The following is a 14,473-nucleotide window of genomic DNA, read 5'->3' on the forward strand; positions in this document are numbered from 1 at the left end:
GGCCTGGGCCCTGCACCCTCAGGGGCGGTTCAGGGGAGCTGGGGGGCGACCTGGGTGGCGATGAGGGCCAGGTGGTCGAGGTCGTCCAGGTCGAGAATCTGGAGGTAGATCCGCTGGGTGCCGGCCTCCGCGTAGCGGGCGATCTTCTCCGCGACCTCGGCCGGGGTGCCGGCCAGGCCGTTGGCCTTCAGTTCCTCGACGTCCCGACCGATCGCGGCCGCGCGGCGGGCCACCTCGTGGTCGTCGCGGCCCACGCAGGCGACCAGGGCGCTGGAGTACACCAGGTCATCGGCGGGGCGGCCGGCCCGTTCGGCGGCGGCGCGGACCCGGGCGAACTGGGCGGCGGTCTCGTCCAGCGGGGCGAACGCCAGGTTGAACTCGTCCGCGAAGCGGGCCGCCAGCTCGGGCGTGCGCTTCGGGCCGTGCCCGCCGACCAACACCGGGATGCGCGGCTGGGCGGGCTTGGGCAGCGCGGGCGAGTCGGTCAGCGTGTAGTAGCGCCCGGTGAAGTCGAAGGTGTCGCCGGGCTTGGTCTGCCAGAGGCCGGTGATGATCTCCAGCTGCTCCTCCAGCCGGGCGATCCGCTCCTTCGGGAACGGGATGCCGTACGCGGAGTGCTCCCGCTCGTACCAGCCGGCGCCGAGGCCGAACTCGACCCGCCCGCCGCTCATCTGGTCCACCTGGGCGACCTGGATCGCGGTGACACCCGGCAGCCGGAAGGTCGCGGCGCTCATCAGGGTGCCGAGCCGGATGGTGCGGGTGTCGCGGGCGAGGCCGGCCAGGGTGATCCAGGCGTCGGTCGGCCCGGGCAGGCCGTCGACCTCGCCCATCTTCACGTAGTGGTCGGAGCGGAAGAAGGCACTGAAGACGCCGAGCTCCTCGGCGGCCAGGGCGACCCGGAGCAGGGTGTCGTAGCTCGCGCCCTGCTGGGGCTCGGTGAAGATGCGGAGATCCATGCGGACCATTCTGGTACGGACGACCCGCCGCCCGACCGCCCGGAACCGGACATACACGGAACGTCCCGAAGGTGGCCAAGGTCTCAGCACGGAACCGTCACGGCCCGCCGTGCCCGGTCGGCGGTTCGCCTACCGTGGACGGATGTTCGCCACGCCCGACGAGTCCTCCGGCCGCTCCCCGCACGAGCCGGCCGGCTGCCCGCTGCCCGGGATCGTGGCCGCCTTCACGCCCCGGCTGGCCGAGTTCGCCTTCGAGCCCGGCTTCGTCGCGGCGGTCGACCAGCACGTGGCGATGCTGCGCGAACTCCTGTACGCGCAGGGGCCGGAGCTGCTGCCCCGGCCGCTGGACCGGGCGCAACTGTCCGGCTACGCACTGGAGTTCCTGGACGCGCTGACCGAGATCGGCTGGCGCGAGCCGGCCGGGTACGACTACGCGGTGCTCCGGCTGACCGCGATCTGCTGGCTGGTGCGCGAGCAGGGCCTGCTCACCGCCTGAACACACAACGAGACCCACCGCGAACCCCGCCCGCGAACCCCCCGGAAACCCGGCCGCACCGATCGCGCGTACCCGCGTACAGTGGCGGTCCACGGAACGTACGGCGGGGCGGGCGGGCGGTGCAGGGTGAGCGGCGACACGGACCACAGAACTGACGGCGGCGGCGCGGCCGGCGCCGGTCACCGGGCGCTGCGCTGGCGGGTCCGGCCGGAACGGCCCGGCGCCGCCGTCCTGGTACTGCACGGCGGCGAGGAGCACAACCTCTCCCGGCCCGGCCCGGTGAATCTGCCGCTGCTGCGGATGCACGGCTTCCTGCGCGCCCTCGCCCGGGACACCGCGGGCGCCGAGGTGGCGATCGGCACCGTCCGCTACCGCCACCGCGGCTGGAACGGCCCGCGGGCCGACGCCGCCCGGGACGCCTTGGCCGCGCTGGACGACCTGGCCGAGGAGCTGGGCCGGGTGCCGACCGTCCTGATCGGGCACTCGATGGGCGGCCGCGCCGCGCTGCGGGCCGGCGGGCACCCGAACGTGACCGGGCTGGTCGCCCTCGCCCCGTGGTGTCCGCCCGAGGACCCGTGCGAGCAGCTGGCCGGGCGGGACGTCCTGCTGCTGCACGGCGACCGGGACAAGGTGACCCCGCCGGCCGAGACCCACGCCTTCGCCGCCCGCAGCCGCGCCGCCGGCGCCCGGGTCTGCGGCTACACCGTCACCGGCAGCGGCCACGCGATGCTGCAACGGATCCCCGACTGGCACCGGGCGGCGACCCGGCTGGCCAGCGGGCTGCTGGGCCTGCGCGACCTGCCCGCCGAGACCGCCGAGGCCTTCGCGCTGCCGACGGCCTCCGCCGAGGCGCTCACCGTCCCGCTCCCCCGCCAGCACCGGACCGCCCCGTCCGCCCACCGGGCCCCGGCCCTGTCGACCGACGTCTAGACCGACGTCCAGACCGATCTCCGGAGGAGAACTGATGAACACGGGGGACGGCTCGTCCGTGCGGGTGGGCGCGCTCGCGCCGCTGACGCGGCCGGGCTGGGTCGAGGCGGGCCGGCACCTGCTGGCGGGGCTCGACCTGGCCGTGCGCGAGGTCAACGAGGCCGGCGGGATCGACGGCCGCCCGCTGGAGCTGGTGGTCCGGGACACGGCGGCCGATCCGGCGCGGGCCGCGGCGGCCGTGGACGAGCTGGCCGGCCTGGGCGTGGCGGCCGTGGTGGGCGAGTACCACAGCGTCGTCGCCCGCGCGGCCGCCGCCCGGGCCGACGCCCTCGGCGTGCCGTTCCTCTGTTCGTCCGCGGTGCTGGACGCGCTCACCGACGGGCCGACGGAGTGGGCCGCGCGGGTGGCCCCGGCGCAGTCCCACGGCTGGCGGATCTACGCGGACTTCCTGCTCGGCGCGGGTCGGCGGCGGATCGCCGTGGCGACCCAGCCGAGCGTCTACTGGGCCACCGGGGCCGGCGTCCTGCGGGCCCACCTCGCGCCCCACGGCGGCACCGTCCTCGAACTCGACACGACCGCGCTCACCCCCGAGGCCCTGTGCGACGCGCTCGTCGACCACGGCGCGACGGCGCTCCTGCTGCTGGTCGGCCATCCGGACCCGGCGGTGCCGATCGTCCGGGCGGTCCGGGCCGACCCGCGGCTCGGAAGGATCCTGATCGGCGCTCCGGCCGGACAGCCGGAGTTCGCCGGCTGGACCGGGGCGCTGGGCGGGGACGGCGCCGGGATCCCGTTCCTGCGGTACCTGCCCGAGCGCCTCGGTCCGCTCGGCGAGCGCGTCGGCAAGGAGCTCGCCGAGCAGCTGGGCGAGGCGCCCTCCTTCGTCGCCTTCGAGGGCTGGGACACCGTCGCCGTCCTCGCCGAGGCGCTCCGGACCCACGGCACGGACCGGGCGGCCGTCGCCGCGTCCTGGCCGCGGGTGGCGGTCGAGGGCACCCGCGGGCCGATCCGGTTCACCCGCCCGCCGGGCATCAGCGTGTGGCAGTGGGCGTGGCCCCCGGTGCAGGTGGTCGATCGGGACCCTGCGGCACCCGATGACTTCCGGATCCTGCACACCGGCTGAGGTGGCCCGGCGATCCGGCCCCAGGCCGGGGACAGGGCGTGCATCAGCCGGCGGACGACGGCGTGCCGGCCGGAGTCGTGGGTGTGCAGGAAGGCGCGCAGCCGTTCGGCGTGGCGCTCGCTGCTGCACTGGAGCGGCAGCAGCACCGCGAAGGCGTCGCCGTCCGGGGCGTAGCTGAGCTCGCGCAGCATCGGGACCTGGCGGTCGGTGACGAAGCCCTCGACCCGGGCCAGCACCTCCTCGGCGGTCACCCCGGCCGGCATGACGAGTTCGCCGGCCCGCGCCGTGGCGCGGTAGAAGCGCAGCATCTCGGCGGCGAAGGCGGCGAAGGCGGCGCGCAGCTCGTCCTGGACCTCGGGGGTGTGGCACTGGTCGAGCAGGGTGCGGCAGGTGTCCTCGTCGGGCAGGGTGCCGAGGGTGAGGCGGTGGCGCATCAGCGCGGCGGTCAGCTCCGGGGCGAGGTCCACCTGGCGGCGCAGCGCGCGCGGCGCCGGGTCGGCCGCGCCGTCGGCCAGCGAGCGGCGCTCCTCCGCCTCGTCGAGCCGGTCCAGCAGCGTGCGCCGGTCGCTCTCCCGGCGCGGGGACTCCCGGTACGCCCGCTCCTCGTCCAGCAGGTGGGCCAGCCCGGCCCGGCCGCGCGGCGGCTCCGGGGTGCCGGCCGCCAGGGCGGAGTAGAGCGCGGCCAGCCGGTTCAGGTAGCGGGTCTGGCCGAAGCCGTCCAGCAGGATGTGGTGGTAGCGGAAGTAGAGGAACTGCCGGCCGTCCTCGACCAGCAGCAGCACGTGGTGGAACAGCGGGCACTCGCCCAGGCGGGGCACGGTGGCGAGGTCACGGTCCATCCAGGCCCGGGCCGCCGCCGCCGGATCGGCCTCGGCGCGCAGGTCCAGCACCGTCAGCCCGGCCCCGCTCCCGGCCTCGGGCCCGGCCTCGGCCTCGGGCCCGGTCTCGGCCTCGGCCGTGTTCCGGATGAGCTGGAACACCTCGCCGTCGTCGCCGAACACCGCCCGCAGCGCCTCGGTCTCCGCGACCGCCCGGGCCACCGCCCGGCGCAGCAGGACCTCGTCCAGACCGGCCGCCTCGAAGTACACGCCGCACTGGTAGAGCGGGCTCTCGGGCTCGATGCGCTGCGCCACCCAGACGCCCAACTGCGCGGCGGTGACCGGCAGACGGACGTCACGGACGTCGTTGCGAACCTCGGAAGGTGCCAACCGACTCACGCTCCCAGAACGGCGAACCAGGCAGATGCTCGGACCACCCCCGACAGCCGTGGTCCCCTGCGGGAGGCTCGGCTCGGCGCCGACGACCTCGGTGGCACGGACGCCCTCGGTGCCCCGGACGCCCTCGACGAGTGGGACTTCCGGCGGACCCTGGGTCACTTCTGCACCGGCGTCACCGTCATCACGACCCGGGACGGCACCGAGCCGGTCGGCTTCACCTCCCAGTCCTTCGCCGCGCTGTCGCTCGCACCCCCGCTGGTCAGCTTCGCGGTCGCGAACACCTCCCGCAGCCTGCCCCGGATCCTCCGGAGCGGCGCGTTCAGCAGCAACATCCTGGGCGCCGGGCAGGAGGCGCTCGGCCGCCGGTTCGGCAGCCCGCGGCAGGACCGCTTCGCCGGTGTGGACTGGCGCCCCTCCCCCGTCACCGGCACCCCGCACCTGGCCGGCGCGCTCGCCCGGGTCGACTGCCGGGTCCACGAGGTGCTGCCCGGCGGGGACCACACCATCGTGGTCGGCCGGGTCACCGCCGTGGCGCACGACGGCGGTGACCCGCTGCTCTACTACCGCAGCGAGTTCCGGCAGCTGCGGTCGTAGCGCGTCAGGACTCGCGCGGGTAGCTGCGCTTGGGGCTGCCCTTCGGGTCGGTCTCCAGGTAGCCGGAGCCGTAGTCGTCGGAGAGGTAGACCTTGATGGCCGGGGTGTGGTCGAACATGTCCGGCTCGATCAGCAGGTAACGGCTGGTCGGATGGGGGACGTTGAGGGTGTCCTCGGCCTTCTTGATCACCGTCGGCAGCACGTCCCAGGAGTAGGCCGTCAGGTCGACGAGCTTGTCGTCGCCGATGATCTGCCCGCCCGGCGAGCGGGTCACCTTCCCGTCACGGATGTCGAGCGTGTCGTAGAGCTTGGAGCCGGCGGCGGTCGGAATCCGGGCGGAGGCGTACTCGGGGTAGACGGTGAGCTCGTAGACCTTGCCGTCGGAGGCGTACGGCTTGATCGTCTCGATGGTGCGGCGCACGCCGTCCGGCGTCAGCAGGTTCGTCTTCGCGGCCGCGGTGGCCGACGGAGCGGCGGCGACCGGTCCGGCGACCGGCGTGCCGGCGGGCCCGGTGGCCGGTGCGGTGGGCTGCGCGGCCGGGCTGTCGGCGAGGCTCGTGGTGGCGGTCGTCGTACTCGTCGCCGACGGCTTGCGCCCGTCCGCCTTCGCGTCGCCACCGGAGTCACCCCAGACCAGGTACGCGCCGACGGCGGCCGCGACCGCCACCGAGGCCACCGCGCCGGTGATGCCGACGACCTTGCCCCGACCGGAGGTTGTCGCCTGCCCGGCGGGCGGGGCCTGGAAGCCGGTCGGCACCCGGTCCACCGGGGCGGGGTGGGCCTGCGCCCCGGAGACGGGACCCAGGTAGGCGGTCGCGACCGGACCAGCCGGGCCGACCGGGCCAACCGGGCCGCCGCCGTAGGGCGGCGCGAAGGACTGCGGGTACGGCGGCACGAACGACGGCGCGAAGCCCTCCCCCGCGGCCGCCGCGAGCGCCCGGTCCAGCTGTTCGGCGTCCGGGCGCACCGCCGGGTCCTTGGCGAGCAGCGCCTCCAGCAGCGGCCCGAGCAGCCCGGCCCGGACGGGCGGCGGCAGCGGCTCGTCGAGCACGGCGGCCAGCGTCGCCAGGGTGGTCGACCGGCGCAGCGGGTGGCTGCCCTCCACGGCGACGTACAGCAGCATGCCGAGCGACCACAGGTCGGAGGACGGGTTGCCCTCCAGGCCGCGGATCCGCTCCGGCGCGATGTACTCCGGCGAGCCGATCAGCGCGCCGGTCGCGGTGAGGGCGGTGGCGTCCTGGATCGCGGCGATCCCGAAGTCCGCGAGCACCGGGGTGCCGTCCGGCCGCAGCAGCACGTTGCCCGGCTTGACGTCCCGGTGCTGGATGCCGACGGCGTGCGCGGCCCGCAGCGCGGCGAGCACGCCCCGGCCGATCCGGGCCGCCTCCGGCACGCCGAGCGGGCCGTGCTCCAGCCGGTCGGCCAGGCTGCCGCCGCGCACCAGCTCCATCACCAGCCAGGGGTGCGGGTGTTCCGGGGTGTCGACGATGTGGTGGATGACCACGACGTTCGGGTGCTGGAGGCGGGCGAGCGCCCGGGCCTCGCGCAGCACCCGCTCGCGCAGCTCGCGGGCCCCGGCCGGATCGGCCGCCGCCATCGCCGGGTCCTGCGGGCGGACCTCCTTGAGCACCACCTCGCGGTGCAGCGCCGTGTCCCGGGCCCGCCAGACCAGGCCCATGCCGCCGCCGCCGAGCTGCTCCAGCAGTTCGAACCGCCCGTCGATCAGGCGTCCGTCCGCCCCCGCTCTGTCCATGGCGGCCATCGTAGGAGACGCCACCGACGGTCCGTACCGCGGCCGCTCCCCCACCGGCGGCCGCGTACGCACCATGCCCCCGCCCCAACGCCCCGCCCCCGCAGACCCGCCATCCGCCATCCGCCCGGCGCCGCCGGCGAGGCCGGCCCGACGGCCCCGCCACTTCGTACACGCCCGCCGACAATGTGCGACACCTGCCGGTCGAACGGTCGGTCGAACGCCCCGTCACCCGGTCTGCCCGGCGGCCCGCCAGGCCTCCCGGGCGACCAGCGGCACCAGGTAGGACCAGCGCCGCGAGCCGTCCGGGCAGAGGCCGCCCTCGACCAGCGCCGACACCGTCCTGCGGGTGAACGGCACCCAGGCCGCCATGTCGTGCTCGTAGCCGCTGTGGCAGGCCTCCCGGCGCAGGTCGATCTCGGCGGCGCCGAGCCGGGCCCGGACGGTGGCGACCAGCGTGTAGCAGGAGGCGGGCGCACTCCAGCCCAGCCAGCCGATCACCACCGGGCCGACGTCCTCCGGGGCCAGCCCCAGCTCCTCCTGGAGGCCACGGTGGACCAGCGCGTAGAAGTCCTCGGCCGCGCCGGGCTCGTCGCGGTACTTCATGGTCTCGTTGATCCCGACGGTCCACTGCGCCGGGAAGGTCGTCACCGCCAGCGAGCGCCGGAGCAGCAGCAGCCGGCCGGCCCGGTCCCGCACCACGACGCAAGCGCTGACCATGGTCGGCGGGGCGACGGCGACGAACCCGGTCAGGCCGAGGTCCAGCGCCTCCCGCAGCCGTCGCGCCGCCTCCGGGTCCTCCCGGCCCAGCCGGGTGGTGGCCATGCACTCGGCGTAGTCGCTCTCGGCGATCCGCACCCCGCACACCCGGGCCCCGCCGTGCTCCCCGTGGTCGACCGTCAGCGCCGAGACGTACGCGGTGCTGCCGGCGGCCCCGGCGGCCCGCTGCCGGGCCACCTCCCCGCCCCACCCGACCGGGTCGAGCACGTGCGGGCGGACCACCCGGCCGGCGAACTCCGTGCGCAGCGTCGCGGGCCGCAGCGGGCGCTCGGCGGACCAGGTGATCAGCGGGAACAGCCCGTCGTCCGCGACGTCGTGCGCCCGCGCCCCGGCGCTCAGGCTCGCCCGGCGGGCCCTCGCCACCGGCAGCCGCGACCCGCCGTACTTGGCGACGTCGTACACCACATTGGTCACCACCCCGAGCAGCAGCGCCCCGCCGATCCCCAGCAGCCACTCCACCGCGGTCCCCCCACCTCGTCGCCGCCCCTCGTGCCGCCCCCCATTGTGGGATCACCACGCTCCACGGGGAACCCCGTTCGAGGTGGCGGTGGGCGACGTCCACGGCACCGACAACACCCTGCCCCCGGCAGCGACGGCCGCCCCGACACCGTCAACGGAGTCCGCACCGGCCAGTGCGCCGAGCTCTGACGGTCCGACCGCCCCACCGGCCCGCGCGGAGGTCTGCCGCTGACCCACCACCACGGCGATTCACCCGTGGGACGCCAAGTGGCCATCTGCGGGGCGGTTTCGGGGCTCCCCCGCGGGGGTGGGGGTGTGCCAGGATCCCGGGTGACCGTGTACGTACACGCGGTTCGGGGGCCGTACAGCGGGCTTCCGGTACTGACACACCCTCACCAGTTCGGACGGACCCATGAGAAGACTGGCGCTGCGCGCGCTGTCCGTGGCAGCGGCGCTCTCCGCGCTGCTCGTCGCACCACCCCCCGGAGCAGAGGCGACGGAGGCCGCCGCCCCGGCTCCCACCGCGCTGACCGGCCCCCAGCTCGCCGCCTCCTGGACGGCGCCGCTGAGCACCCGCGGCCGGTACGTGGTCGACGCGAACGGCGAGCGCTTCAAGCTGAAGGCGGGCAACTGGTCCGGCGCCCAGGGCACCTGGCAGGGCAGCGGGTCGACCACCGATCCGGCGAACAACCAGGCCGGGCAGGTCTCGTACAACCTGCCGCTCGGCCTCGACCGCGCCCCGCTGCCGGAGATCATGGCCGGCTTCCACAGCCTCGGGCTGAACAGCATCCGGCTGCCGTTCGCCGACGCGATGGTCCACGACGGCACGGCCGTCCCGGACGCCGCCGTGGCCGCCAACCCGCAGCTGCGCGGCAGCACCCCGCTCCAGGTCTACGACGCCGTGGTGGCCGCCCTCACCGCGGACGGCTTCGCGGTGATCCTCAACAACCACACCACCACCTACCGGTTCTGCTGCGGCCTGGACGGCAACGAGCGCTGGAACAGCAGCCAGTCCACCGCGCAGTGGGAGGAGGACTGGCTGTTCATGGTGAACCGGTACCGGGCGAACAAGCGCGTGGTCGGCGCCGACCTGCGCAACGAGGTCCGCCGGGACACCTGGGACGACCCCAACTGGGGCATGGGCGACGGCCACGACGAGTACGCCGCCTTCGAGGAGGCGGGCAACCGGATCCTCCAGGCCGACCCGGACCTGCTGATCATCATGGAGGGCATCAACTGGCAGGGCATCCCGCTGGCCGGCCTCTACCACGGCCGTCCGATGCTCAAGCCGGTCGCCACCCTCTCGAACACCCTGATCGACTCCGGCAAGCTGGTCTACTCGGCGCACTTCTACGCCTACACCGGTTCGGCCAACACCGGTGCGGGCAGCGGCCCGGGGGCCACCAGCGACCCGCGCTACCAGGACCTCACCCCCGAGCAGCTGGCGGCGGTGGTGGACGAGGAGGCGCTGTTCGTCACCCGGACCGGGCAGCACTTCACCGCGCCGGTCTGGATCAGCGAGTTCGGCGCGGGCGGGCGTGACTCGACCGACGCCAAGGAACACGCCTGGTTCGACCACTTCACCGCGATCCTCGCCGCGCACGACACCGACTTCGCCGTCTGGCCGCTGATCGGCTGGCACAACAACGGGGTGCCGAAGGACAGTTGGGCGCTGCTGCACTACGACCCGGCGGGCCGGCGGCTGAGCGTCGAGGACCCGGGCGACTGGCGCGCCCCGTACTGGAACCGGCTGCTCGCCGCGCCCTCGGTCACCGGCCCCGTCCCGGTCGCGGCGCGCTGGAGCATGCTCGACCTCGACCACGCCGACCAGAACGTCTCCCGGCACATGCTGGCCCTGCCCGACTGGAGCAGCGGCAACCGCAAGGGCGACTGCCCGGACGGCCAGCGCCTGATCGGCCTCGGCCGGGGCAGCAGCCGGGGCCTGTGCACCGACGCCGCCGAGCCGAGAGCCGGATCGGGCGACTGGGTCACGGTGACCGACGAACGCTACGTCACCGGCGGGGACTGGGCCGCCGGCTACAACAAACTCCAGTGCCCGGACGGGCGGTTCGCGGTCGGCTACAGCGTGCACGGCAACGCCATGGCGGCCCTGCTCTGCGCGCCCGCGGCCACCCCGCTGCCCGCCGCCAACCGGCTGCTCTGGTTCGACCACGGTGACAACCGCCCACCGGCCACCACCGGCGCGGACTCCGCGGCCAGCGACTGGGCGCCCGGCTCCTACAAGGGCCAGTGCGCCGCGAACGAGTACGTCGCGGGCGTGGCGTTCACCTGGCGCTGGCTGCACTACGGCGTCCCCGACGCCCTGCTCTGCCGCCCGCTGAGCTGAGCTGATCCCATCAAGTCGGAGCGTGGGGGCCGTCGCGGTGGGCCATCCAGGTCCACGCCGTGTTCAAGCGCGCCGGATCAGGAGGTCCTGGCTCCTACCTCTCGCGCTGCGGCCAGGTAGGCGAGAACCAGTGGCCGCTCGTCGTCCCGGCGGGCGGCCACCGCCAGCTGGGACGCGGAGATACCTCGGACCGGTACGGCGATCACCGCGTCCCGCACGACCAGTGGGGCGTTGTCGGTGGCCAGGAGTGCCACCCCCTCACCGTTCGCCACTGCCTCGTGGGTCTCCTCGGCGCTGGCGATCACCCCGCCGATCCGTGGTTCGCGACCGTTGCGGGCGTCCAGAGCCAGCCAGTAGTCCCGCAGCGGGCCGGCCTCCGGGGGGAGCGCGAGGAAGGGCTCGTCGAGCAGGTCGGCGAAGTCCACCGCCCCCTCCGGGTCGGACGCGGCCCGCGCCGCCAGGGGGCTTCCTGCCGGCAGTGCCACCAGACGCGGCTCGCGGGCCACCACGGCGTACCGGTAGCGGCCGCCGTCCGGCAGCGGCAGCCAGACGAAGGCGACATCGCTGGACCCGTCCGCCAACCCGGCGCTGGGATCAGCCCAGTTGACCTGGCGCAGGACGGGTCGCGCGTCCGGATACCGCAGGACCAGCCGGGCCCGCAGCGCCGGCAACAAGCCGCGGCCCGGGCTGGTGGACATGCCGATGACCAGGGCACACCGCTCGGCGGTCTTCGCCTCCTCCACCGCCGCCTGTGCAGCCTCCCAGGCGGACAGCACTGTGCGAGCGTGCGGCAGCAGGGCTTGGCCCACCACGGTCAACCGCACCGTCCGCCGGTCCCGTTCGAACAGGACCGCGCCGAGCTGCTTCTCCAGCATCCGTATTTGCTTGCTCAGTGCGGGCTGGGAGACGAACAGCCGCTCAGCGGCCCGGGTGTAGCTCAACTCCTCGGCGATCGCGGCGAAGTAGCGCAGATCGCGTCCATGGACGTCCATAACCCATGGCTATCACAGGAGATCTTGGACACGGCCTGGGACCCCGGCGAATGATGAGACTCGTCGACGGGAAGGTCGGCAGTTGACGAGGGAGAAGAGGATGAGCGTGAACGCCAAGGTCTGGCTGGTCACCGGTGCGAGCAGCGGCTTCGGCCGGGCGATCGCGGAGGCCGCGGTCGCCGCCGGTGACACGGTGATCGGCACGGCCCGGCGGACCGAAGCGCTGGCCGACCTGGTCGCCGCGCACCCCGACCGGGTGGAGGCGATCAGCCTGGACATCACCGACGGCGAGCGGATCGACGCAGTGGCAGCCGACGTCCTGGCCCGCTACGGCAGGGTGGATGTACTGGTGAACAACGCCGGCCGCACCCAGGTAGGGGCGTTCGAAGAGACCACCGACCGGGAGCTCCGCGACCTGTTCGAGCTGCACGTCTTCGGCCCGGCGCGGCTGACCCGGGCGCTGCTTCCCACGATGAGGCAGCAGGGCAGCGGATCGATCGTGAACATCAGCAGCTTCGGCGGGCAGCTGTCCTTCGCCGGGTTCTCCGCCTACAGCGCGACCAAGGCGGCCCTGGAGCAGCTGTCGGAGGGCTTGGCCGACGAGGTGGCGCCGTTCGGCATCAAGGTGCTGATCGTGGAGCCCGGCGCGTTCCGCACCAACCTGTTCGGCAAGGGCGCGGCGTACTTCTCCGAGGAGCACCCGGCTTACGCTCAGAAGGTCGGCACGACCCGGAAGATGGTGCAGGGCAGCGACGGCAGCCAGCCCGGCGACCCGGCCAAGGCCGCGGCAGCGATCAGGCTGGCCCTGGACGCCGAGCAGCCCCCACTGCGACTGGCCCTCGGCGGCGACGCCGTGGACTTCCTGACCGGACATCTGGACTCGGTACGGGCCGAGCTCACCGCGTGGGAGAAGGTCTCCCGGGGGACGGATTTCGACACCGAGTGACAACGGGCGGTCGAAGCCCCGTCTCCGAGTTCACGGGCGAGCCGGGCTCCTCGGCGCCGAGTCGGAGGACCCCGACTCCGCCTCGTTGTTCTGTCCCGTGAAGCCGGGGCCGCGCCGACCTTCATCCCGGTCGGCGCGGCCCCTTCTTCGATTCGTCTCAGCCCAGCGACTTCGCCGACTCCACCACGACCGCGTACACGTCGGCGATGGTGGCCAGCGCGCCCTGGTGGACCTGGTCGGCCGTCAGCTCGGCGCCCACCGAGCGCAGCGGCCGGGTCGCGCAGGCCTCGGCGACCACCGTCGGCCGGTTGCCGCGCAGGAAGGCCCCGGCGGCCGTGAAGGCCACGCACATGTGGGTCATGAAGCCGGCCAGCACGACATCCCGGTGTCCGGCGGCGTCGACCAGCTCGCCGAGTTCGGTGCCGACGAACGCGTCCGGCACCTCCTTGACCACCACCGCCTCGCCCTCGGCCGGCGCCACCGCCGGGTGGATCCGGCCGATCTCCGCCCGGACGTCGTACGGGGTGCCCGGTCCGCCGTCGTTGACCACGTGGATCACCGTCGCCCCGGCCGCCCGGGCCCGCGCCAGCAGTTCGGCGCCGGCGTCGAGCGCGGCCTGCCAGCCGGTCAGTTCCAGCACGCCGCCGACGTACGTGTTCTGGTAGTCGATCAGGATCAGCGTCGAGTCGGCGAGCGACGCGGGCGTCTCGTCGAGCCCGCCGAGCGTGCGCAGGGTCGTCGTGGACATGGGGGTACCGCCTTCGGTTCGGTGTGGCGAAAGGTGTTCGGGAGGTTTCGGCGCCGCCTTGAACGCTACGGGCGGCCCTCCGGTGTCGGCAATGTCGGCTAACCTGCAGATTCCGACATGCCGTCTGCGAGGAGCCGCCACCCCGTGAGCACCGTCCAGCGACCGATCGTCGTGGTCCTCTTCGAGGGCGTCGACCTGCTCGACGTCACCGGGCCACCCGAGGTGTTCTCCCTCGTCGCACGGGAGACCGACGACGCCACGGGCTACCAGGTCCTGCTCGCGGCCGCGACCCTGGACCCGGTCACCACCTCCGCCGGGGTCCGGATCCTGCCCGACCTCACCTTCGACGAGGCCGCCGCCCGCCCGATCGACACCCTCCTGGTGCCCGGCGCGGTCGAGGTGGACAGTCTGCGCCGGGTCCACCCGCTCACCGACCCCGCCGTCGTGGAGTGGGTGCGCACCCTCGCCGGGCGCTCCCGGCGGGTCGCCTCGGTCTGCGTCGGCGCGCACCTGCTCGCCGCCGCCGGACTGCTCGACGGCCGCCGGGCCACCACCCACTGGTCCACCGCGCCCCGCCTCGCCGCCGACTACCCGGCGGTCGAGGTCGACGCCGACCCGATCTTCATCCGCGCGGGCGAGGTGTGGACCGGCGCGGGCATCAGCGCCTGCCTCGACCTCTCACTCGCCCTGGTCGCCGACGACTTCGGCGAGGAACTCGCCCTGCGGGTCGCCCGGCAGCTCGTGATGTACCTCAAACGCCCGGGCGGGCAGAGCCAGTTCAGCGTTCCGCTGGAACCCGTCTCCACCACCCGGCGGGTCGAGGAGCTGCGCCACTACATCCGCCGCCACCTCACCGGGCGCCTCACCGTCCCCGAGCTCGCCGCCCACGCCCACCTCAGCGAACGCCAGCTCACCCGGATCTTCAAGACCGAACTCGGCACCACCCCGAGCGTCTACATCGAGTCCGCGCGCGTCGAACTGGCCCGCCACCGGCTCGAATCCACCGACGAGACGCTCGAACGCATCGCCACCGGCTGCGGGTTCGGCACCGTCGACACCCTCGTCCGGGCCTTCCGCCGGCGGCTCGACACCACCCCCACGGAGTACCGCCTCCGCTTCCGCGCCACCGTCTGAGCCC

The 14,473-nt window shown here is 74.4% G+C and carries 12 protein-coding genes and 1 pseudogene; 7 read left to right on the forward strand and 6 right to left on the reverse strand.

Annotated features, from left to right (window positions below; translation table 11 throughout):
* Nucleotides 1-29: 29 nt before the first annotated feature.
* Nucleotides 30-956, reverse strand: a complete 927-nt coding sequence (locus ABTY15_RS29170; RefSeq protein WP_350601923.1) for an LLM class F420-dependent oxidoreductase — start codon at nt 954-956, stop codon at nt 30-32.
* 142 nt (nt 957-1,098) lie between these two features.
* On the opposite strand from ABTY15_RS29170, the gene ABTY15_RS29175 reads away from it, so the two are divergent.
* From ABTY15_RS29175 to ABTY15_RS29185, 3 genes are all read left to right on the forward strand, one after another.
* The gene (locus tag ABTY15_RS29175) at nt 1,099-1,452 is read left to right on the forward strand and encodes a DUF6401 family natural product biosynthesis protein (protein ID WP_350601924.1); all 354 of its coding nucleotides are present in this window, start codon (nt 1,099-1,101) and stop codon (nt 1,450-1,452) included.
* A 126-nt stretch (nt 1,453-1,578) separates the two neighbouring features.
* Nucleotides 1,579-2,382 carry an alpha/beta fold hydrolase gene (locus ABTY15_RS29180; protein ID WP_350601925.1) on the forward strand — a complete coding sequence of 268 codons (804 nt, stop codon included), beginning with the start codon at nt 1,579-1,581 and terminating at the stop codon, nt 2,380-2,382.
* 34 nt (nt 2,383-2,416) lie between these two features.
* The gene (locus tag ABTY15_RS29185) at nt 2,417-3,502 is read left to right on the forward strand and encodes an ABC transporter substrate-binding protein (protein ID WP_350601926.1); all 1,086 of its coding nucleotides are present in this window, start codon (nt 2,417-2,419) and stop codon (nt 3,500-3,502) included.
* Nucleotides 3,503-4,008: 506 nt separating this feature from the next.
* Here ABTY15_RS29185 and ABTY15_RS29190 read toward each other — a convergent pair.
* Nucleotides 4,009-4,878 (reverse strand): annotated as a pseudogene (locus ABTY15_RS29190) (condensation domain-containing protein); the annotation flags it as partial.
* A 21-nt stretch (nt 4,879-4,899) separates the two neighbouring features.
* On the opposite strand from ABTY15_RS29190, the gene ABTY15_RS29195 reads away from it, so the two are divergent.
* Nucleotides 4,900-5,313, forward strand: coding sequence for a flavin reductase family protein (locus ABTY15_RS29195; RefSeq protein WP_502893621.1), 414 nt, complete (start codon nt 4,900-4,902; stop codon nt 5,311-5,313).
* Between the two features lie 4 nt (nt 5,314-5,317).
* Here the strand turns inward: ABTY15_RS29195 and ABTY15_RS29200 are convergent, their stop codons facing one another.
* Both ABTY15_RS29200 and ABTY15_RS29205 read right to left on the reverse strand, forming a co-directional pair.
* Entirely contained in the window at nt 5,318-7,066 is a 1,749-nt protein-coding gene (locus ABTY15_RS29200; RefSeq protein WP_350601927.1) for a serine/threonine-protein kinase, read from the reverse strand.
* A 225-nt stretch (nt 7,067-7,291) separates the two neighbouring features.
* Nucleotides 7,292-8,302 (reverse strand): NUDIX domain-containing protein, encoded by a 1,011-nt coding sequence (locus ABTY15_RS29205; RefSeq protein WP_350601928.1) that lies wholly within the window; start codon nt 8,300-8,302, stop codon nt 7,292-7,294.
* 412 nt (nt 8,303-8,714) lie between these two features.
* On the opposite strand from ABTY15_RS29205, the gene ABTY15_RS29210 reads away from it, so the two are divergent.
* The gene (locus ABTY15_RS29210; protein ID WP_350601929.1) at nt 8,715-10,649 is read left to right on the forward strand and encodes a glycoside hydrolase family 5 protein; all 1,935 of its coding nucleotides are present in this window, start codon (nt 8,715-8,717) and stop codon (nt 10,647-10,649) included.
* Between the two features lie 77 nt (nt 10,650-10,726).
* Here ABTY15_RS29210 and ABTY15_RS29215 read toward each other — a convergent pair whose 3' ends face one another.
* Nucleotides 10,727-11,641, reverse strand: a complete 915-nt coding sequence (locus ABTY15_RS29215; protein ID WP_350601930.1) for a LysR family transcriptional regulator — start codon at nt 11,639-11,641, stop codon at nt 10,727-10,729.
* Between the two features lie 100 nt (nt 11,642-11,741).
* On the opposite strand from ABTY15_RS29215, the gene ABTY15_RS29220 reads away from it, so the two are divergent.
* A complete protein-coding gene (locus tag ABTY15_RS29220; protein WP_350601932.1) occupies nt 11,742-12,587 on the forward strand; it encodes an oxidoreductase in 846 nt (281 codons plus the stop codon).
* Nucleotides 12,588-12,744: 157 nt separating this feature from the next.
* Here ABTY15_RS29220 and ABTY15_RS29225 read toward each other — a convergent pair whose 3' ends face one another.
* The gene (locus tag ABTY15_RS29225; RefSeq protein WP_350601934.1) at nt 12,745-13,335 is read right to left on the reverse strand and encodes an isochorismatase family protein; all 591 of its coding nucleotides are present in this window, start codon (nt 13,333-13,335) and stop codon (nt 12,745-12,747) included.
* A gap of 144 nt (nt 13,336-13,479) precedes the next feature.
* Here ABTY15_RS29225 and ABTY15_RS29230 point away from each other — a divergent pair, with 144 nt between their 5' ends.
* Nucleotides 13,480-14,469, forward strand: coding sequence for a GlxA family transcriptional regulator (locus tag ABTY15_RS29230; protein WP_350601935.1), 990 nt, complete (start codon nt 13,480-13,482; stop codon nt 14,467-14,469).
* The last annotated feature ends 4 nt before the right edge of the window (nt 14,470-14,473 follow it).

It is taken from the genome of Kitasatospora sp. NPDC097643 (genome assembly GCF_040302625.1).
In the GTDB taxonomy this organism is placed as follows: Bacteria; Actinomycetota; Actinomycetes; order Streptomycetales; family Streptomycetaceae; genus Kitasatospora.